The 19,716-nt window shown below is 65.2% G+C and carries 18 protein-coding genes; 10 read left to right on the top strand and 8 right to left on the bottom strand.

Annotation, left to right across the window (positions count from 1 at the left end; all coding sequences use genetic code 11):
- Positions 1-190: 190 nt before the first annotated feature.
- Together ACFFWD_RS32315 and ACFFWD_RS32310 are read right to left on the bottom strand one after the other, a co-directional pair.
- Positions 191-1,210 (bottom strand): aldo/keto reductase, encoded by a 1,020-nt coding sequence (locus ACFFWD_RS32315; RefSeq protein WP_376972313.1) that lies wholly within the window; start codon positions 1,208-1,210, stop codon positions 191-193.
- Positions 1,211-1,222: 12 nt separating this feature from the next.
- The gene (locus ACFFWD_RS32310) at positions 1,223-1,648 is read right to left on the bottom strand and encodes a PaaI family thioesterase (protein ID WP_376972311.1); all 426 of its coding nucleotides are present in this window, start codon (positions 1,646-1,648) and stop codon (positions 1,223-1,225) included.
- Between the two features lie 79 nt (positions 1,649-1,727).
- On the opposite strand from ACFFWD_RS32310, the gene ACFFWD_RS32305 reads away from it, so the two are divergent.
- Positions 1,728-2,357: an NUDIX hydrolase gene (locus tag ACFFWD_RS32305; protein WP_376972309.1), complete on the top strand. Its 630-nt coding sequence runs from the start codon at positions 1,728-1,730 to the stop codon at positions 2,355-2,357.
- A gap of 122 nt (positions 2,358-2,479) precedes the next feature.
- Positions 2,480-3,691, top strand: coding sequence for a hypothetical protein (locus ACFFWD_RS32300; RefSeq protein WP_376972307.1), 1,212 nt, complete (start codon positions 2,480-2,482; stop codon positions 3,689-3,691).
- A 45-nt stretch (positions 3,692-3,736) separates the two neighbouring features.
- Here ACFFWD_RS32300 and ACFFWD_RS32295 read toward each other — a convergent pair whose 3' ends face one another.
- Positions 3,737-4,036: a hypothetical protein gene (locus ACFFWD_RS32295; protein ID WP_376972305.1), complete on the bottom strand. Its 300-nt coding sequence runs from the start codon at positions 4,034-4,036 to the stop codon at positions 3,737-3,739.
- 203 nt (positions 4,037-4,239) lie between these two features.
- Here ACFFWD_RS32295 and ACFFWD_RS32290 point away from each other — a divergent pair, with 203 nt between their 5' ends.
- Together ACFFWD_RS32290 and ACFFWD_RS32285 are read left to right on the top strand one after the other, a co-directional pair.
- Complete coding sequence (locus tag ACFFWD_RS32290) at positions 4,240-4,719, top strand: hypothetical protein (RefSeq protein WP_376972303.1); 480 nt, start codon at positions 4,240-4,242, stop codon at positions 4,717-4,719.
- A gap of 18 nt (positions 4,720-4,737) precedes the next feature.
- Positions 4,738-5,640 carry an HpcH/HpaI aldolase/citrate lyase family protein gene (locus tag ACFFWD_RS32285; protein WP_376972301.1) on the top strand — a complete coding sequence of 301 codons (903 nt, stop codon included), beginning with the start codon at positions 4,738-4,740 and terminating at the stop codon, positions 5,638-5,640.
- A 13-nt stretch (positions 5,641-5,653) separates the two neighbouring features.
- Here the strand turns inward: ACFFWD_RS32285 and ACFFWD_RS32280 are convergent, their stop codons facing one another.
- Together ACFFWD_RS32280 and ACFFWD_RS32275 are read right to left on the bottom strand one after the other, a co-directional pair.
- Positions 5,654-6,871 (bottom strand): EAL domain-containing response regulator, encoded by a 1,218-nt coding sequence (locus ACFFWD_RS32280; RefSeq protein ID WP_376972299.1) that lies wholly within the window; start codon positions 6,869-6,871, stop codon positions 5,654-5,656.
- 440 nt (positions 6,872-7,311) lie between these two features.
- Positions 7,312-8,319, bottom strand: coding sequence for a Bug family tripartite tricarboxylate transporter substrate binding protein (locus tag ACFFWD_RS32275; RefSeq protein ID WP_376972297.1), 1,008 nt, complete (start codon positions 8,317-8,319; stop codon positions 7,312-7,314).
- A gap of 265 nt (positions 8,320-8,584) precedes the next feature.
- Between ACFFWD_RS32275 and ACFFWD_RS32270 the strand changes: the two genes are divergently transcribed.
- The 4 genes from ACFFWD_RS32270 (at position 8,585) to ACFFWD_RS32255 (ending at position 13,108) form a co-directional block, all read left to right on the top strand.
- Positions 8,585-9,532, top strand: a complete 948-nt coding sequence (locus tag ACFFWD_RS32270; protein WP_376972295.1) for a TAXI family TRAP transporter solute-binding subunit — start codon at positions 8,585-8,587, stop codon at positions 9,530-9,532.
- Positions 9,533-9,724: 192 nt separating this feature from the next.
- Entirely contained in the window at positions 9,725-11,836 is a 2,112-nt protein-coding gene (locus ACFFWD_RS32265; RefSeq protein WP_376972293.1) for a TRAP transporter permease, read from the top strand.
- Positions 11,833-12,210 (top strand): DUF1850 domain-containing protein, encoded by a 378-nt coding sequence (locus ACFFWD_RS32260; RefSeq protein WP_376972291.1) that lies wholly within the window; start codon positions 11,833-11,835, stop codon positions 12,208-12,210. The genes ACFFWD_RS32265 and ACFFWD_RS32260 overlap by 4 nt, the downstream gene beginning before the upstream one ends.
- A gap of 91 nt (positions 12,211-12,301) precedes the next feature.
- Positions 12,302-13,108, top strand: coding sequence for an SDR family NAD(P)-dependent oxidoreductase (locus ACFFWD_RS32255; RefSeq protein WP_376972289.1), 807 nt, complete (start codon positions 12,302-12,304; stop codon positions 13,106-13,108).
- A 4-nt stretch (positions 13,109-13,112) separates the two neighbouring features.
- Here ACFFWD_RS32255 and ACFFWD_RS32250 read toward each other — a convergent pair whose 3' ends face one another.
- Positions 13,113-13,883, bottom strand: a complete 771-nt coding sequence (locus ACFFWD_RS32250; RefSeq protein ID WP_376972287.1) for a hypothetical protein — start codon at positions 13,881-13,883, stop codon at positions 13,113-13,115.
- A 74-nt stretch (positions 13,884-13,957) separates the two neighbouring features.
- Positions 13,958-15,502, bottom strand: a complete 1,545-nt coding sequence (locus ACFFWD_RS32245) for a cation:proton antiporter (protein WP_376972285.1) — start codon at positions 15,500-15,502, stop codon at positions 13,958-13,960.
- A gap of 137 nt (positions 15,503-15,639) precedes the next feature.
- Here ACFFWD_RS32245 and ACFFWD_RS32240 point away from each other — a divergent pair, with 137 nt between their 5' ends.
- The gene (locus tag ACFFWD_RS32240; protein ID WP_376972283.1) at positions 15,640-16,410 is read left to right on the top strand and encodes a hypothetical protein; all 771 of its coding nucleotides are present in this window, start codon (positions 15,640-15,642) and stop codon (positions 16,408-16,410) included.
- Positions 16,411-16,500: 90 nt separating this feature from the next.
- A complete protein-coding gene (locus ACFFWD_RS32235; protein ID WP_376972281.1) occupies positions 16,501-18,411 on the top strand; it encodes a propionyl-CoA synthetase in 1,911 nt (636 codons plus the stop codon).
- A gap of 118 nt (positions 18,412-18,529) precedes the next feature.
- On the opposite strand, the gene ACFFWD_RS32230 is transcribed toward ACFFWD_RS32235, so the two are convergent.
- Positions 18,530-19,483, bottom strand: a complete 954-nt coding sequence (locus ACFFWD_RS32230) for a heme-binding protein (protein ID WP_376972279.1) — start codon at positions 19,481-19,483, stop codon at positions 18,530-18,532.
- Positions 19,484-19,716 lie beyond the last annotated feature (233 nt).

Here is a 19,716-nt window from a genome sequence, read left to right as displayed (position 1 = left end):
ATGCGCAAGCTACTTCGCAAACTCAGGATATGGACGAACCTAACTTCATCATGCTTTAGCGTGTGGGACGAGTTCATGGCAGTGCCGGCATTGTCAGGCGCTGATGGTGCCGCCTGCCCGCGTTCCACGCAATTCGGAAGCTGCGAAGCAAGGCTTCGGCAATTCCGAGATGACGGTGACGCCGGTGCGGTTACTGCGGCTGGTCGGTGCGGGCGCGTCGGCCCTCGATCGGATAGGCCGGGTCGTTGAACCCCGGAGTCGAGGGATGACCGCTCGCGACGAGGCGGTCGATCAGCGCCTCGTCTTCGGCGGTGAAGCGATAATCGAGCGCGCGGATGTAGTCGTCCCATTGCGCCTCGGTGCGCGGGCCGGCGATGACAGCGCTCACGAACGACGAGTTCAGGACCCACGACACCGCGAACTGCCCGGCGGTGATGCCTCTGCTCTCGGCGTGGCGCCTGACCTCCTGCGCGAGCAGAAGCGATTCCGGCCGCCACTCGGTCTGCATCATCCGCTTGTCGTTACGGCCGGCGCGGGTGTCCGCAGGCGGCGCTGTGTCGGGCGCGTATTTGCCGGTCAGCACGCCGCGCGCCAAGGGGCTATAGGGCACGATGCCGAGCCCGTAGAAGCCGCAGGCCGGGAAATGCTCGACCTCGGGCATGCGGTTCATCGCGTTGTAATAGGGCTGGCTTGCGATCGGCCGGTCGATGCCGAGCCGGTCGCAGATGTTGCAGATCTCGGCGACACGCCAGGCGCGGTAGTTGGAGACGCCGAAATAGCGCACCTTGCCGGCGCGGATCAGGTCGCCGATCGCGCGTACCGTCTCGTCGAGCGGCGTCGCATGGTCTTCCTTGTGCAGGTAGTAGATGTCGATGTAGTCGGTGCCGAGCCGCTTCAGGCTCTCGTCGGAAGCCTGCAGCACCCAGCGCCGCGACAGCCCGCCGTGATTGGGATCATCGGCGATTTGGTTGGCAAGCTTGGTGGCGAGGATCCAGTTCGAGCGGTTGTTGGCGATCGCGCGGCCCACAACCTCCTCGGACTTGCCGCCATTATAGGCGTCGGCGCTGTCGATGAAGTTGATGCCCGCTTCGCGCGCCTTGGCGATGATCCGCGCCGAGGTCGCTTCATCGGTCGGCCCGCCGAACATCATGGTGCCCAAGCAGATCGGAGAGATTTTCAGGCCGCTGCGGCCGAGCTGGCGGTATTGCATCGGGGAGGCTCCCTAGCTGTCGCTCTTCAGAATCTTGAACACCCCGTTGGCCATCGCGATGCACCGCTTGTCGACCGTCACCTCGGTGGTGATGAAGATCAGACTTCGTGTCGAGCGTACCACGCGCGGGCGGGTGATCAGGATCTCGCCGATCTTGCCGGCCTCGACGAAATGGGTGTCGAGCTGCACGGTCGCAAGCGTCGGCTTGCCGGAGACGAAGCGCGCGGTCATGCCGCAGGAGCGGTCGGCGAACGTCATGATGACGCCACCTTGCACCAGTCCGCGGCGGTTGTGGTGCTTGTCCTCTGTGATCAGCGCGTACTCAGGGAGGTTATCGACCATCCGCTGCCACAGCGGGCCGACCAGATGCAGGAAGCCGGACGTGTCGACGATCTTCCAGCCGTCGGATTTCAGTCTGTCCGCGGCCTTCGTCGTCATGTGCTGGGGTCCATTGTTCGCAGATCGGCATGTCTTGGCGGTCATTTCATCAGGCGCTGGAGTGTTGTAGTCAAGATCAATGGCCCGCTCATTTGACGATGCCACCCGGCGGAATATCGCAGAGCTCTGCGCCGCCTTCACACGCCTGGTGCCGGCGGACGTCGCGCCGACGCTGAAGCGCGCCGCGGTCGTGATCGCGCTGACGCAAGGCGATGATGGCAACGACACCGCGTTCCTGCTGACCCGCCGCAGCGCGCGCCTGCGCTCGCACAGCGCGCAATGGGCGCTGCCGGGCGGCCGCTGCGATGCCGGCGAGACGCCGGGCCAGGCGGCGCTGCGCGAGTTGCACGAGGAACTCGGGCTGAGGCTTCACGAGGGCGACGTGCTCGGCATGCTCGACGACTACCCGACGCGGTCGGGTTACCTGATCACGCCGGTCGTGGTCTGGGCCGGCGACAATGCCGGGATCACCCCAAACCCGGACGAGGTCGCGTCGGTCCATCGCATCGTCCTCGATACGATCGAGGCCAGCGACGCCTTCACCTTCGGTTGGATTCCGGAGAGCTCGCGGCGCGTGATCCGTTTCCGCCTCGCGGGCCAGCAGATCCATGCGCCGACGGCCGCGCTGATCTATCAGTTTCGCGAGGTGCTGGCCGGGCGCGACACCCGCGTCGCCGATCTGGAGCAGCCGGTGTTCGCGTGGAAGTAGGGCGGAACCACGAACGTGCCGGCAAAAATGTCGAATTCGCAGAGCCTCTCCGCGGCATCGCGGCGCGCATTGACCGCGCAATTCCGGGCTGACTTCGCAGCCCTGCTTGCTACAACGGGGAGATGCGCCCGCAATTGATTCGCTCCTGTCTTGGATGTTTCCTTGGATTTGTCGTGCTCGCGCTGACCGCGGGCGCGCCGCAGGCTTTGGCCATCGAAGCCGGGACGCTGTCGCCGTCGACCGCCAACGCGATGGCGCAGGCGGTGTCGCCCCAGGCGATCGCCGAATACCGCCGCAAGCTGAAGGAATATCAGGAGGCGCGCGCCGCTTTCGACGAAGAGGCCGGCGCCTATTGGAGCGCGATCTCCGAGAAGCGGCGCGGCCGCAACGCCAAGCGGCGCGAGCGCGTGCAGATCACGCTCGATGATTACGTGCTGGCGCAGCCGCCGGTCTATGACGGACCGAAGCGGCCGGTCAATCCGGCGCCGGAAGAGGAAGAAGAGAAGCCGCGCCGGCCGCCCAAGACGATCCCGCTGGTGACGGACTTCGTCCACGCTGCGGCCGAGCAATTCGGGTTCACGCCGCAGCGTCCCGCCACCGAAACGGAGTTCAAGCGCGCCTACGCCCGCTACGCGCGCACAGCCGGCCTGACGCCGGAGCAGGCGGTGCGGGTCTATTCGTTCGAGACCGGCGGCAACGGCAATCACGACATGCAGTCGGGCTATCGCGGCCCCGGCACGCGGGCGATCTCGACCGCGGTCGGCTACAACCAACTGCTCACGACCAACAGCGTCGAGTTGCTGGCCGAGCAGGGCCACGAGATCGTCAAGGCGCTCACTGAGCGCGCCGCTTCGCTGTCCGGGCCGGCGCGCCAAGCGATGGATCGCAAGCTTGCGGTGCTGAAGAAGATGGTCGCGTTCACGCGCACGGTGCCGGACGACTGGTCGGCGCATGAGCGGCTCGCCGACACGCCGCAGGGCTGGGCGGTCCACGCCATGGTGCTCGACATCGACGTCGGCCCGATGCTGCAGACCCACAAGCTCCTGACCTCGGTGATCTTCGCCCGCGCCAAGGGCTACAACCGTCCGTTGACCGCGGCCGAGCTCGAGATGATGAACCTGACCGGCGACGGCACCGGGCTCGACATGGTGACCATGCCGCAGGCGATGCGCGAGCAGGTGCCGACCTCGAATTTCTTCCAGCGCTCCGGCTATGAGCGCAACCCGGTCGCGATCCGCAACAACACGGTGGCGAAGCTCCTGGCTGTGACCAACGAGCGCATGGATTTCAACAGCAACAAGCCCGGGGCGAAGGAGCTTGCAGGGGCGTTCTGACCTTCACCCTCCAGGGGAGGGTGAAGCACGCGGCGCTGCAGTCTCTCAGTTCGATCCGAACATGAATTTGCCGTCGCCCTCGAGATAGGGGCCGGTGCGCATGTAGAGCTGGCCGTTCTGGCCGATGAAGAACAGCGTGCCCTTCGGCACCTTCTTGGCCCCCTTCAGCAACGTACCGGCGTTGTTGGTGCCCATCTTGTAGGAGAAGGTCTTGCCCTCCTTGTCATAGGCATAGCCCATGTCCGCCTTGAGCTCCCACGGCGTCGCCCCTTGCGCGAATGCCGACGTCGTCAGCGCGGCGAAGCCTGCCGCCATCAAAAAGGTCTTGGTTGAAAAATGCCGCATGCTCCATCCTCCCAGCCGAAAATGGCGTCGGTCCCAGCAATTTGAACAAATCACGAACGCGAGCGCGTCGTCAATACGACAAAGGAGTATCGCCGCTTGCGCCTGTCGGCGACTTTGTCATTTCCCGCTTGTAGCTCCGCGACTATGTTCCCATTTCCGTCTACAAGAACTTGATTGGCAAAACACCCCGGGGGATGATTCGCATGAGTCTCGTCATGAAGATCGGATTCGGTGCCGCGCTGTCGCTCATGACGCTGGCTTCGCTCGCGCAGGCGGACGAATTCAAGCTCTCCAACAACCAGCGGATTTCCTGCAGCCGCGGCCTGTCGGCCGGCAAGCTCAACACCGCGACCTGCAAGTCATACGCCTATCTGTTCAACGCCAAGACCTCGGAATACTTCCGCTGCCAGGTTTCGCTGGCGCTGACGCGGGACAACAAGGAAGTCATCAACGTGCAGGCCGATGGCGGCTGCGCCAAGAAGCCGCGTATCTTCGACACCGACGGTAACTACTCCTTCGATGCGACCGAGACCGAGCCGCCGAACACCAACTCGTTCTTCGGTCCCGGTGGCTATGCGATCTGGGCGAGCGACAACAACAACCAGAAGATCCGTGGCTGCATCATCATCTCGTCCGGGCTCGGCTCCGACATCTCGAAATGCATCGACATGACGTTCCAGTGACGCGGTGCGGGCGGCGTGATGCGCAGCAAGCGCCCGGCTCACCTCTGTCGCTCCTGGCTGTTCCTCGAGGGTGCCAACGAGGCCGTGCTGCAACGCGCGGCCGCAAGCGGCGCAGATGTCCTGATCCACGAGCTCGAGGATTTTACGCCACCATCGCTGCGCCCGAAGGCGCGGGCGCTTGCCGTCGATCTCTATGCCGGTTGGCGGGCCCAGGGCGTCGTCGTTGCGGTCCGCGTCAATCCGCTGGCGCAGGACGGCATGGATGACCTTGCGGCCGTCATGCGCGGCCGCCCGGATATCGTCGCGCTGCCGAAGGTCGCCGAGCCGCATCACGTGGCCGACCTCGACACGGCGGTGACGCGCTTCGAGCGGAACTACGGCATCGCCGAGGGATCGACGCCGTTGCTGCCAAATATCGAATTCGCGCGCGGACTGGTCCAGATGCCGGCGATCGCCGCGGCGAGCCGGCGCACGATCGGTTGCCTGCTGGCGTCCGAGGATCTCGCCGCCGATCTTGGTGCTGAACGCGGCACCGATGGCCTCGAACTCGCCTACGCGCGGCAACGCTTCATCGTCGAGTGCCGCGCCGCCAACATCGTCGCGGTCGATTGTCCCTACACCTGGAGCGATGCCGCAGGCGTCGAGCGCGACACGGTCTGGGCCCGGCGGCTGGGTTATGCCGCAAAGAGCCTGGTCGATCCCGCGCATGCGGCGATCGTCAATGGCGTCCTCACCCCGAGCGAGGAGGAGCTCCGCCAGGCCAAGCGGATCGTTGCGGCGTTCGAGGCGGCGCGGGCGCAGGGCCTTGGACGGGTCGAGCTCGACGGTTCGCTGCTGGAAGTCCCGACCTATTCGAACGCCAAACGGCTGATCGCCCGCGGCGAGGCGCTGCGGGCGATTGACCGTGATGCCGGGACCTGACGCGTGTCGCGCCTCAGCGCGATGGCTCCTTCTCTGCCGCAAGCTGCAGGCGTGACCTTGCGAATTTCTTGACGCCCATCGGCTTGCCGAACAGGTAGCCCTGAACCAGGTCGAAATCCATGTCGTGCGCGGCGAGAAAATCCGCGCGCGTCTCGACGCCCTGGGCCACGACGCGCGCGCCGTTGTCATGGGCGAGCTCGACGATCCGGCGGCACACGGTCTGCTTCAGCCGGTGATCGGCGCAACCGGTGACGAATTGATGGTCGACCTTCAGCTCGACGAAGGGAAAATTCTCGAGCCCCATCAGCGACGGCCAGTTCGCGCCGACATTGTCGACCGAGATCGCGATATTGTAGAGACGCACCCGTCTTGCGACGTCGATGACGAGATCCAGATTGTCGATCACCTCGGCGCTGTCGAGTTCGATCAGGAGGCCGGAGAACGCGGGATGCTCCGGCATCCGTCGGCAGAGGTCGCGTACCACGCTGATATCGGCGAGAAACGAGACTGGCAGGTTGATCGAGAGATCGACCGGCCCCTTCTGCTCCAGGAGATAGTGCCAGTCCTCGATCGTCCGGCCGATCACGAATTCGGACAGTGCCTCGAAATGCGGATCGCCGGCGTCGGGGATGAAGTAGGCCGGAGGAACAACGCCCCATGCGGGATGGCGCATCCGCACCAGCGCTTCCGCGCCGCTCGGAACCAGCGTGCGCAGATGGATCTTCTGCTGATACCAAAGTTCGAGCCAGCCGGCCTTCAACGCTTCGGCAACGTCCACCGCGGGACTCGGCGCTGGTTCGAGCGGCAGCAGCGACGCGAGGCAGTCGCGAAGGGTTCCGGCGCTGAACGGCGTCGCCAACGCCGGCAGCATCGCGATACCGTATTCGTCGCCAATTTGCCGGACGGCTTTTACTATGATCGAGTCCGGCTGGCCGATGACGAGCACCTTGCCGCCAAACTCCTTTCTCACCAAAGTCTCGAGAATTTTACTGACTTCAATTCCGTCGACGGACACGCCGAGCACCAGCAGGTCAGGCCGTTCCGCGTCCAGCACGGCGTCGAGTTCGCTGGCCTGTCCGCATTCGCTGGTGACGAAGCCGAGGTCCTCGAGTGCATCGGCCAGGAAGGTACGAAGGTGCTTTTTGCTGTCTGCGACGCACGCGCGCGGCGCCAGCTTGCGATGCCCGAACCATCCGGCTCGTGCGTATCCGATGTGACTGATTTGGTTCATGCCCGCCGTGTCCGGATTTGCCCCGACCGAGTCGTACATCGTCGCAGCGGCGGTAATCATGGAAATTTAGGGATTATACCTTGATTGCATCGATAACCTTAAAGCTGAAACTTCGAATCAAATTGCCGGCGAACGACGCGCGATGGTGCCGAGGCGACCGTAATAAATGCGTCATCTGTCGTTCATTGCGCCGGTAGACCAGGTTCACCAGACCGCAACCGTGACTGCGCCGTGTCTCATCGAGAGACCGCGTTAATCTCTGTGGTGATGTGTCGATCCGGCCCGCCGACCTGTACCAATGTCGAACGCCGCGTGGCGCCGCGCGGTGAGCGACTCGCGCGCAATGAGGGCGCGTCACCTTGTGTGGCGTGCCCTTCGAGTGTGATTTGCGTGTGACGACGACCGCTCGTTCGGCAGCGAGGTGACGTCGCTCGCTCGCGTCACTCCGGCTTGATGCCGGCGAACTTTGCGACCTTGCCCCACTTCTCGGTTTCGGCCACGACGTAGCGCTGCATGTCGTCGGGCGTTCCGCCGGCGGGCTCGGCGCCGAGCTTGCGCAACCGCGCGACGCCGTCGTCAGTCCGGAGAAATTTGTCGACGCTGGCGTTGAGCCTTCCGACGATCTCCTTCGGCGTCTTCGCGGGCGCGGCGATGGTGAACCAGGACGCGGCTTCATAGCCGGGTACGCCGGCCTCGGCGATCGTCGGGAGATCCGGCAATCCGGACCAGCGCGTCGCGCTGGAGACTGCGAGCGGGCGGATCTGGCTCGCTTCGGCGAAGGGCTGTGCCGCCGGAAGATTGTCGATCATCAGATGGACGCGGCCGGCGATCAGGTCGGTCAGCGCCGGCGCGCTGCCCTTGTAGGGCACATGGGTGATCTCGACGCCGGTCATCGATCTGAACAGCTCGGTCGAGACATGCGCGGTGCTGCCGAGGCCGGGCGTCCCGTAGAACAGCTCGCCCGGCTTCGACTTGATATAGGCGATCAGCTCAGCGACCGATTTGACCGGCAGCGAGGTAGTGACCGAGCAGAGATTCGGCACCCGTGCGATGATGATCACGGGCGCGATATCCTTCAGCGGGTCGAACGGCATGTTCTTGAACACGAAGGGGTTGATCGCATGCGTGCCCGGCGTGCCGACCAGCAGCGTGTATCCGTCGGGGTCGGCCTTGGCGACCGCGTCGGCGGCGATGTTGCCGCCCGCGCCGGTCTTGTTCTCGACGATGAACTGCTGGCCGAACTCCTTCGACAGCTTCGCCGCGACGACGCGCGCGAGGATGTCGGTGGTGCCGCCGGCCGCGAACGGGACCAGCATCTTGACCGGCCGCGTCGGCCATTCCGCCGCCCGCGCTCCGCGCGGCAGCAGCCCGAGCCCGCCGAGCGCGGCCGCGCCAGAGAGCACCGCGCGACGGCTTGGGCGTGATGGATGAATGTTCTTCGCGTGCATGGATCGGTCCTTTCTCGGAAAAAGCGGCGCACCGTATTCGGTCGAGTCGCCCGGGGCTAGCACTCCATGGATACCGCTGGAATTCCGCGTGACGAACCCAGCGCTGGTGAGCACAGGGCTGGTGACCTCAAGGCTGGCGAACCCAAAGCTGGCGAACCTCGGGCTCGCGATGCGAGGACCTTGCCCGCGCATGCGTCGATTGGATGGGTTGACCCGGCAGGGGTGTCCGGCCAATTTCCCGGCACCTTAGGGGAGAATAATGCCAATGAATTCGAAGTGGATGGCCGCCGCGGTCGTGGCGGCCAGTGTTTTGTCGGCGCCTGCCGCGCAGGCGCAACAGTTTATCAATGTGCTGACCGGCGGCACGTCCGGTGTCTATTACCCGCTCGGCGTCGCGATCGGAAAGATCTACGGCGACAAGATTCCTGGTGTGAAGACCCAGGTGCAGGCGACCAAGGCATCGGTCGAGAACCTGGTTCTGCTGCAGCAGGGCCGCGGCGAGATCGCGTTCACGCTCGGCGATTCGCTGAAGGCCGCATGGGAAGGCGACGCGGAGGCCGGCTTCAAGACCAAGCTCGACAAGCTGCGCACCATCGGCGCGATCTATCCGAACTACATCCAGATCGTGGCGACCGCCGAAAGCGGCATCAAGACGCTCGCCGATCTCAAGGGCAAGAGCCTGTCGGTCGGCGCGCCGAAATCCGGCACCGAGCTCAATTCGCGTGCGATCCTCGCCGCCGCCGGCATGAGCTACAAGGATATGGCCAAGGTCGAGTATCTGCCATTCGCCGAATCGGTCGACCTGATGAAGAACCGCCAGCTCAACGCCACGCTGCAGTCCGCCGGCCTCGGCGTTGCCTCGCTGAAGGACCTCTCGACCTCGAGCGAGATCAACGTGGTGTCGGTGCCGAAGGAGGCCGTCGACAAGATCGGCCCGCCCTTCGTCTCGGTGGTTATCCCGGCCAACACCTATACTGGCCAGGACAAGGACGTCCCGACGGCGGCCGTCGTCAACTACCTCGTCACCAGCTCCGCGGTGTCGGACGATCTCGCCTATCAGATGACCAAGCTGATCTACGAATCGCTGCCGGAGCTCGCCAACGCGCATGCCGCCGGCAAGGAGATCAAGCTCGAGGCCGCCGCGACCGGCAGTCCGGTGCCGCTGCATCCCGGCGCGATCCGCTATTACAAGGAAAAGGGCCTGATCAAGTAACCTCAATACCGACATTCGCCGTCATGCCCGGGCAAAAGCGCCAAGCGCGTCTTCGCGCAGATGTCCCGGGCATCCACGTTCTTGGGCGTCGCAGCACTAAGACGTGGATGGCCGGGACAAGCCCGGCCATGACGTATTCAGCCGCGGCCCAAATGCTATAAGCGTCGCGGGCACGGCGGGGGGACCAATCACATGCAGCAGCAGATCGAGGGCACGCAGGAGCCCGTCAAGGTCGAGTTCGACAATTTCGAGCACGGGTTCCCGGAAGGCTTCGGTCCCGGCGGCTGGGGCCATCTGGCCTATCTCATTGGGCTCGCCTTCGCGCTGTTCCAGCTCTATGTCGCGGCGTTTAATTACCTGCCCAGCCAGGTGGTGCGCGGTGTCCATGTCGGCTTCCTGCTGCTGCTGACGTTCGGCCTGATCGGCAACTTCACCGCCAAGACCGATTTCGGCCGCGCGATGAGCTGGCTCGTCGGCGGCGCCGGCTTCCTGTGCGGGCTCTACCAGTGGATCTTCTACGCCGACCTGATCGCGCGCGACGGCGATCCGACCACGACCGACCTCGCGGTCGGCACGCTGCTTGCGATCCTGATCTTCGAGGGCACGCGGCGGCTGATGGGTGCGGCGCTGCCTTTGATGTGCGGTGCCTGCCTGCTGTACTGGTTCTTCGGGCAGTACCTGCCGTCGCCGTTCAATCATCGCGGCTATGACTTCGACCAGATCGTCACCCATCTCTCCTTCGGCACCGAGGGCTTCTACGGCGTGCCGATCTATGTCTCGGCGACCTACATCTTCCTATTCATCCTGTTCGGCTCGTTTCTTGAACGCGCTGGCATGATCCAGCTGTTCACCGACGTCTCGCTCGGCCTGTTCGGCCGCACCCGCGGCGGACCGGCCAAGGTCGCGGTGTTCGCCTCCGGCATGATGGGCACGATCTCGGGCTCCGGCGTCGCCAACGTCGTCACCGTCGGCCAGTTCACGATTCCCTTGATGATCAAGTTCGGCTATCGCCGCGCCTTTGCCGCCGGCGTCGAGGCCACCGCCTCGATGGGCGGACAGATCATGCCGCCGGTGATGGGCGCGGTCGCCTTCATCATGGCCGAGACGCTCGGCGTTCCCTATTCGGAGATCGTCAAGGCCGCGGTGATCCCGGCAATCCTCTATTTCGCCTCCGCGTTCTGGATGGTGCATCTCGAAGCCGGCAAGCACGGCCTCGTCGGCATGAAGCGCTCGGAGATCCCGAGCGCCTGGAGGGCGCTGGTGGCGCGCTGGTACCTCGTGCTGCCGCTCGCGGCGCTGGTCTACATGCTGTTCGAGGGGTTCACACCGCTCTACGCCGGCAGCATGGGGCTGGCGCTGACGGTCGCGCTGATCCTCGGCGCCAGCATCACGCTCGGCTTCTCCAACACCATCCTGCGCTACATCTTCTGGATCGGGCTGGCGCTGGTCGTTGCCGCGGTCTCGCGCCACGGGCTCGAGATCGTCCCGGTCATCAGCGTTGTCGGGGGCCTGATCGTGATCGCCGCGATCACCCGCGGTGGCCGCGCCACGCTTGCCGCCTGCCGCGACTCGCTCGCCGACAGCGCCAAGTCGGCGCTGACCGTCGGCATGGCCTGCGCCATCGTCGGCACCATCATCGGCATGATGACGCAGACCGGCGTCGGCACCATCTTCGGCAGCTGGATCATCGGGCTTGGCGCCAAGAGCCTGTTCCTGGCGCTGATCATGACCATGCTGCTGTCGATCCTGCTCGGCACCGGCATCCCGACGATCCCGACCTACATCATCACGGCGGCGCTCGCGGCGCCAGCGCTGGCCAAGCTCGGCGTGCCGCTGATCGCGAGCCACATGTTCGCGTTCTATTACGGCATCATGGCCGACCTCTCGCCGCCGGTCGCGCTCGCAGCGCTTGCGGCGGCGCCGATCGCCAGGGAGAACCCCGACAAGATCGGGTGGGAGGCGATGCGGATCGCGCTCGCGGGTTACGTCATTCCTTTCATCTTCGTCTATTCGCCGGCGCTGATGCTGCAGGCGAATGATCCGATGGCAGCGCAGCTCGGTTTCTACGGCGCGGTGGCACTCGCCACCTTCAAGGCGCTGGTCGCGATCGGGCTGTTCGGCATCGTCGCAATCGGCTTTCTGTTCACGCGGCTGACATTGATCGAGATCGTCGTCGCCTTCGCGGCCGCGCTCTGCCTGCTCGGCGACTTCCCGTTCAGCGACACCGCCGGCTTCACGCTCGCCGCGGCGATCGTGCTTTGGCAGTGGCGGCAGCGCGCGCGCCACGCGGTGGCGGCGGCTTGAGCCTCTGCCTCGCTTCCGCCGGCGTCGTGAAGACGCTGTCGATTGCGGCGTTCACGCTCGCCTGGACGCATTCGATCGAGAAGACCGCATGGCAGGAAGATTGGACGATCACGCCGGCGGGGCTTGAGCTCAGGCAGGCCCGCATCAAGGGCTCTGGCGCCGGCATGGAGCCGCCGCCGGAGGCGCGCCTCGTCGATGGCTGGTTTCAATGGGCGACAACGTCCACAGCGAGACCGGAGGTCGTGCTCGGCAATTCCGGCGCCGCCGGCGAATGGCGGCTGTGCCACGAGGGACGCTGCCAGACGCTATCGGAGATTTTCGGGCATCCGATCGGTGCTAATGTCATCACGATGAAGATCTGCAAAAGTCCGTAGCCCGGATGGAGCGCAGCGCAATCCGGGAACAGCGGCCCGGGATTACGCTACGCTCCATCCGGGCTACAAAAACAACAACGGAGAACAACCGATGGATCGGCTCAAGGGCAAGGTTGCGATGGTGGTCGGCGCGGGCTCGATCGGGCCCGGCTGGGGCAACGGCAAGGCGACCGCCGTGACCTTCGCGCGCGAGGGCGCGAGCGTGTTCTGCGTCGATCGCAACGGCGCGGCGGCCGAAGAGACCGTCAAGATCATCACCGGCGAGGGCGGCAAGGCTGTCGCCTACACCGCCGACGTCTCGCGCGCCGCCGAGGTCGAGGCGATGGTCGCGGCCTGCCTCAAGGCCTACGGCCGCATCGACGTGCTCGACAACAATGTCGGCATCGCGGAGGTCGGCAGCGTCGTCGAGGTCGCGGAAGCCGAATGGGACCGCGTGTTCGCGGTCAACCTCAAGAGCGCCTATCTCGCGATGAAGCACGTCATTCCGGTGATGGTGAAGCAGGGCGGCGGCTCGATCATCAACATCTCCTCGATCGCCTCGATCCGCCACGTCGGCATTTCCTATGTCAGCTACAACGCGAGCAAGGCCGCGATGAACCAGATGACGCGCTCCTCCGCGGTTGAATTCGCGCCCAAGCATGTGCGCGTGAACGCGATCCTGCCCGGGCTGATGAAAACGCCGATGGTCGCGCATTCGGCGGGCCTTGCGCAGAGCTACGCCAAGGGCGACGTGGAGGCGATGTGGCGCGCGCGCGACGCACAGGTGCCGATGGGCCACATGGGCGACGCCTGGGACGTCGCCAACGCGGCGCTGTTCCTCGCCTCCGACGAGTCGAAATACGTCACCGGCATCGAGCTCGTGGTCGATGGCGGCATCACCTGCAAGTCGGGCGCCTGAGGAGCTATTGTGCCAGCGCGAGAATGCCGCCAGCCAATGAGTGCCATGCCGTCGTCGTGCTGATCGGCCAGTTCAGGAGCTTCACGGCAACGAGCGCGGCCCCGCCGTAGAGGTAGACCGGGTGCGGCCGTCCCCGCGTGCGCCAGTCGAACACGATCGCCGCAACGAGGAGCAGATACGCGACCAGCGCCGGCGCGATCGTCACCGGGACCGGCGGCGGGCCCGCCGGACCGGGGGGCGCAAGGAAGGTCAGGAACCAGCGTGCGACGGCAGCATCGAGGATCGAAATCGACGCCAGCAGCATCAGCCGCTTGTGCGCCTCGCGATTGCGCACATTGATGATCGCGAGCGCAAACACCACGGCAAAGAACAGGATGCCGCTAAGCGGAACGATCGCAAACGCGATGCCGTCGTCGGCGAGCCCGGCTGCCGCGGAACGCTTCATGGTGTTGACCGCAGCCAGGAAGCCCATGATCGTCATCGCGGTCGCCAGCGACACGCCGATCATGCCGACGCTGCGATGCCGTGCGATCCGCCCCGAGGCCGCGAGCCAGCTCTGGAACACGAAATAGAGCGTCCAGGCGAAGAACAACAGGCCATGCAGGTGCACCACCGGTGCCGACGACAGCGAACCCTTCGCCATCGGCACCCAGTAGGTCGGCGCAAAGCCCAGAAAGGCGACCGCCATGCACGACAGCGCCATGTAGAAATAGAATACTTGTGCTTCGACTTTCGCCGAGGCGCGCGAGGAATTGCGATCGATGAGGATTGTCATGATGTTAAGTCTGACAAATCCGACGACGGTTCAAAGAAAAATGCGCTGCGACCGGCCTGGAGGCCGGCACGGGCTCATGCCTGCGCGCTGAGCTCGGCGCGATCTAGCTCTTCCTCGGCCTGATGGAAGGCATCGTCGCCGATCTCCTCGAGCTGGCGCATCCTTAACAGCGCGCGGCGTGCCGCACCGATGGCGCGGCGACGCAGCGGATCGGCCGGCAGTTCGCTGGTCGCCACGCCGCCGTCGGGCTCGGTTTCGGCGCGCAGCAGCACGGCGCGATATTCGAGCCGCAGGATCTCGGCCTCCTCGGACGGATCGGCGTCGATGGCGTCGAGCGCGGCGCGGAAGGCGACGGAGCGGGCATGGGCGGCCTCGCGCGCGACCGGATCGTCTTCCTCGAATCTCAGCGCCATGATCAGCGGCCGCAACGTCAGCCCCTGGATCACCAGCGAACCCAGCACCACGGCAAAGGCCGTCAACAGAATGAGGTCGCGATAGGGGAAGCTTTCGGGCAGGGCAAACGCCGCCGCCAGCGTGACGATGCCGCGCATCCCGCACCAGGATACGACGATGCCGCGTCGCAACGTCGGTACCGCCGTCGCCGCGCGCGGAGGAAGCAGGCCGTGCGCCTCCAGCGCGCGCAAGAAGGCGCCATAGGGCATCACCCAGGCGATGCGCGCGAGGATCACGACGGCGAGGATTGCGGCGGCAAAGCTGCAATATTTGAACCGCACCTCGTCGTCGAGCTCCGACCAGATCGGACGCAGCTGCATCCCGATCAGCATGAACGCCAGCACGTTCAGCACGAAGACGACCGTCTCCCACACCGCGTAGGAGGCCACACGTAACCGCGCCGGGGTACGTTCGGGCGCGGTGCGCGCGATCGTGATCGCATAGGCGACGATGGTGAGGATGCCCGACAGCCCGATATGCTCGGCGACGATCCATACCATGAAGGTGCCGGCGAACTGCGTTATGATCGCGCTCGGCGCCTCGGTGATGCGGCGGGTGATCAGCGTCCAGACCTGCGCGAACAGATAGCCGGCGGCAAGGCTTCCGACCAGCGCCACGGTGACAGACGGCACGAATTCCCGCACCTTCATGTGCTCGGCGGCAACCAGGCCGACCGCGACGCGATAGATCAGCAGCGCGCTGGCGTCGTTGAGCAGGCTTTCGCCCTCGAGGATCTTCTGGATCCGATAGGGCAGGCTGACCTGGCGCAAGATCGCGGTGGCCGCCGCGGCGTCCGGCGGCGCCACGATGGCGCCGAGCGCGATTGCAACCGCCCATGGCATGTCCGGACGAAGCCAGTGTGCGACCACCGCGACCGCTATGGTCGTGACGCCGACCGCGACGAGGACGAGCGTCGAGACCGGCAGCCAGTTGTTGCGGAGGTCGCGCAGCGAGGTGTCGTAGGCGGCATCGAGCAGCACCGGCGCCACGAACAGCGCGAGTGCGAGCTCCGGTTCGAGGGCCCAGGACGGGCCCGACGGCAGGAACGCCAGCAGCATGCCGCCGATGGCAAGGAAGGTCGGATAGGGCACCTTGATCCGCCGCGCCAGCGCTGATAGCGCCACCGCGCCGAGCAGAAGGCCGATGATCCATTCGAATGTCAGCAAGCCGGAGCCTCGCGCAGCGGTTCGTTCCTGATCGACGTATAATCCAGCGTGTGGTTTTGCCGCAAATTGGCCGCTGTCCGAACGGGAGGCCGATTGCTACGATGCCGCACGGCGGAAGACTCAACCGGCGATCTCGGATGCGACTCAATTTCTTACACCTGGCTCTGGCACTCGTGCTGGTGTGGCTGTCCTGTGTGCTGCCGGCGACCGCTGTGCGCGCGACCGGTGCCGAGCCGGCCAAGGACGTCCAGGCCGACCCGGCGCCGTGCGTCGCGGCCTCAGCCGCCGCCGACGACGACAGGATCATCGAGGCCTGTGGCGCGTTGATCGACAATGAGAAGGCTGCGAAACCCGATCGGATCAAGGCGCTGATGGCGCGTGCGCAGGCGCTCGACCACAAGCAGATGATCGACCGCGCCATTGCCGATTACGACACGGTGCTTGGGCTCGATCCGGCGCTCGCCGATGCCTACAACGCCCGCGGAGAGCTCTGGCGCAGGAAGGGCGACCGGCCGAAGGCGATCATGGATTTCGGCGCCGCGCTCAAGCTCGATCGCGACCACGCCGCCGCCAAGACCAACTACAAGTCGCTGGCGCTGGAGCTCGAGCGGCTCGGTGCGTTGAAGGCGGTCGCCGGCAAGCCGAGCTTCGATTGTCGGAAGGTCCGCCGCGCGGTGGAGAAGGCGATCTGTGCCAATCCCGAACTCGCCGATCTCGACCGCGAGATCAGCGTATCGAGCACGCGAGCGATCCATGAGGCGCAGGACTCGCGCCAAGCGCGCGAGCTGCAGCGCAAGCAGGATCAATTCATCGCCCGCCGCAATGCCGAGTTCGGCAAGGCGGGCTACGATCTCAAGCAGGCGATGCTGGAGCGGTTGCGGCAGATCAACGGGGTTGACGGTTACTAGTGCCAAGGTCGGAGTGATTTCGGCTTGAAACGCTGCCGCTTCCCGTGACAATTGCGGGGAACAAGGCGCGGCAGCGCAGGGAGAAATGCCATGAACGTGCAGCAGAAGAGCCGGTATCATGAGGTGCACGCCCGCTCGCTTCGGGACCCCGAGGGATTTTGGGCCGAGGCGGCCCGCGAGATCGACTGGGTCGAGCCCGCAAAGAAGATCTTCGATCCGTCGATGGGGCCGTACGGCCACTGGTTCGCCGGCGCCGTGGTCAACACCTGCTACAACGCACTCGATCGCCATGTCGGGGGCGGCCGCGCCAACCAGGTCGCGCTGATCCACGATTCTCCGCTCACCAACGCCGTCACCAAGCTCACCTATGCCGAGCTCCTGAAGGAGGTGAAGGCGCTCGCCGCGATCATGCAGGATTTCGGCGTGACCAAGGGCGACCGCGTCATCCTCTATATGCCGATGGTGCCGGAGGCGGTGGTAGCGATGCTCGCCTGCGCGCGGATCGGCGCGGTGCACAGCGTGGTGTTCGGCGGCTTCGCGGCGAAGGAATTGGCGAGCCGCATCGACGACGCCAAGCCGGAGCTGATCTTCTCCGCAAGCTGCGGCCTCGAGCCGGGTCGCATCGTGCAATACAAGCCGCTGCTCGACGAGGCGATCAAGCTCGCGAACGCCAAGCCGGAGGCCTGCATCATCCTGCAGCGGCCGCAGCATGGCTGCGAGCTCACCGCCGGCCGCGACCATGACTGGGCGAGCCTGCGCCGCGCGGCGCTCGATGCCGGCAAGGCCGCGCCCTGCGTGCCGGTGCTCGCGACCGATCCGCTCTACATCCTTTACACCTCAGGCACCACGGGCATTCCCAAGGGCGTCGTGCGCGACAATGGCGGGCATCTCGTGGCGCTGAAGTGGTCGATGTTCAATCTCTATGGCGTGAAGCCGGGCGAGGTCTGGTGGTGCGGCTCCGACATCGGCTGGGTGGTCGGGCACAGCTACATCGTCTACGGTCCGCTGTTCCACGGCGCGACCTCGATCATGTACGAAGGCAAGCCAGTCGGCACGCCCGACGCCGGTGCGTTCTGGCGGCTGATTTCCGAGCACAAGGCCGTGGCGCTGTTCACGGCGCCGACCGCATTCCGCGCCATCCGCAAGGAAGACCCGGAAGGCAAGTTCATCCGAAAATACGATCTCTCGGCCTTCCGCACCCTGTTCCTCGCCGGCGAGCGCGCCGATCCGCCGACCGTGGATTGGGCGGAGCAGCAGTTGAAGGTGCCGGTGATCGACCATTGGTGGCAGACCGAGACCGGCTGGTGCATCGCCGGCAATCCGGTGGGGCTCGGCATGCTGCCGGTCAAGCACGGCTCGCCGACGGTGCCAATGCCGGGCTACCAGGTCGACGTGGTCGATGAGGCGGCGAGGCCGGTGCCTTCAGGCACCATGGGCTCGATCGTGATCAAGCTGCCGATGCCGCCGGCCTGCCTGCCGACGCTGTGGCAGCAGGACGAACGCTTCAAGGAAGGCTATCTCTCGGAATTCCCCGGCTACTACAAGACCTCGGACGCCGGCTACAAGGACGAGGACGGCTATGTCTGGGTGATGGGCCGCACCGACGACATCATCAATGTCGCCGGTCACCGGCTCTCCACCGGCGGCATGGAGGAGATCCTCGCCTCGCATCCCGACGTCGCCGAATGCGCCGTGCTCGGCGTCAAGGATGCGATCAAGGGCGAGGTGCCCTGCGGCTTCCTGGTGCTGAAGGCCGGCGTGGCCAAGTCGCCCGCCGAGGTCGAGAAGGAGGTGGTGGCGCTGGTGCGCGAGAAGCTCGGCCCGGTCGCCGCCTTCAAGCTCGCGATCACGGTGGCGCGCCTGCCGAAGACGCGCTCCGGCAAGATCCTGCGCGGCACGATCAAGAAGATCGCCGACGGCGAAAGCTGGACCATGCCGGCGACGATCGAAGAACCCAAGGCGCTCGACGAGATCGGCGACGCGCTGAAGGGGAAGGTGTAGCTCCAGACATCCTTCGTCATTGCGAGGAGCGAAGCGACGAAGCAATCCATCTCACCGCACGAGTGGAGAGATGGATTGCTTCGCTTCGCTCGCAATGACGTCGGATAGTGGATCGGGCCTACTGCTTCACCAGCGTCGCCACCGTGACATGCGGCCAGCTCAGCCCGTTGAAGTTCAACAGCACGGACTGGCTGTATTGCAGCTGATGCTTGATCGCACCGTTCGGCTCGCGGACGATCTCGATCCAGAAGATGGCGTCGACCTGGACCGCGTCCGCGTTCGGGCCGTCATTCGTACCTTTCAGGAATGCGATGTTGGAGGTGCCGCCGCCTGAGGTCGGCGGGTTGAGCACCCTGGTCGACACGCGCAAGGTCGTGGTCGAGATGATGGTTTGCCCCGCGATCGCCTTGGTCAGCGCGCTGTTGGGGTTGTCGACCATCGCCTGCGTGACATGGGGGATGTCGCCCGGGGGCGTGCGGAACTGGCTGGGCGTGCCGAGATTGCTTTCCGGGAAGTGCACCTTGTTGTTGGGGTCGCCGATCACGAACGGCGTGATGCTCACCGGCTGGATCTCCGGCGCGCCGTTGTGCGACGTGGCGGAGCCCTGCGCGACCAGCGAGGTGCCGTGCGGAATGTTGGCGAGCCGCGCGACGGTGGCCGGGTCCTTCGGATCGGTGGTCGGCGGCGTGCTGATCCACATCCCGGGCTCGATATGGATGCCGGCCAGCTTGTGGTTTGGCCCGAGCACATGGGCGTCCTGGATCTGCTGCAGATAGCGGATGCCGTGCAGATTGATGTCGGCTTGCAGGAGGCCGCGGTTTGGAATGTCGCCAGGGATTTCCTCGAACTCGAGCGTCTCGATCGTCTCGTTCAACTCCAGGAAGCGGTCCTGCGAGCCGTGAAACGGCCGCCAGATCTGGTTGAAGCCGCGTCCCTTCCAGGTCCCGGGTAACAGCGCCAGCGGGCCAAGCAGGCTGCGCATGCGCGCAGGCGTCGCCTCGAATGCGGCTTCTGCATTCTGCTCGATACGTCCGGATACGGAGGTGAGTTGGAAATCGTCCAAGACGTCCATTGCAAATCTCCATCGTTGGGAAATGAAACTCGCTGCACCCTCGAATGCAACTTGGAAATGCAATCTATATAGAATCATTAGCTTTGATTGAGATGTGGTTCACACTGCGCGAGCGGCCTCGGTAATAAATCGGTGTGACACGCCGCGCGCGACGTCACACCGGTTCCACCGAGGGTCATGCGCCATGCGCAGGTCACTGGCGGCGCATCGCGATCACACAGGGAAGCAAAAGC

It is taken from the genome of Bradyrhizobium erythrophlei (assembly GCF_042430365.1).
Lineage (GTDB): Bacteria > Pseudomonadota > Alphaproteobacteria > Rhizobiales > Xanthobacteraceae > Bradyrhizobium > Bradyrhizobium erythrophlei.
This window is presented reverse-complemented; position numbering and strand designations above follow the sequence as displayed.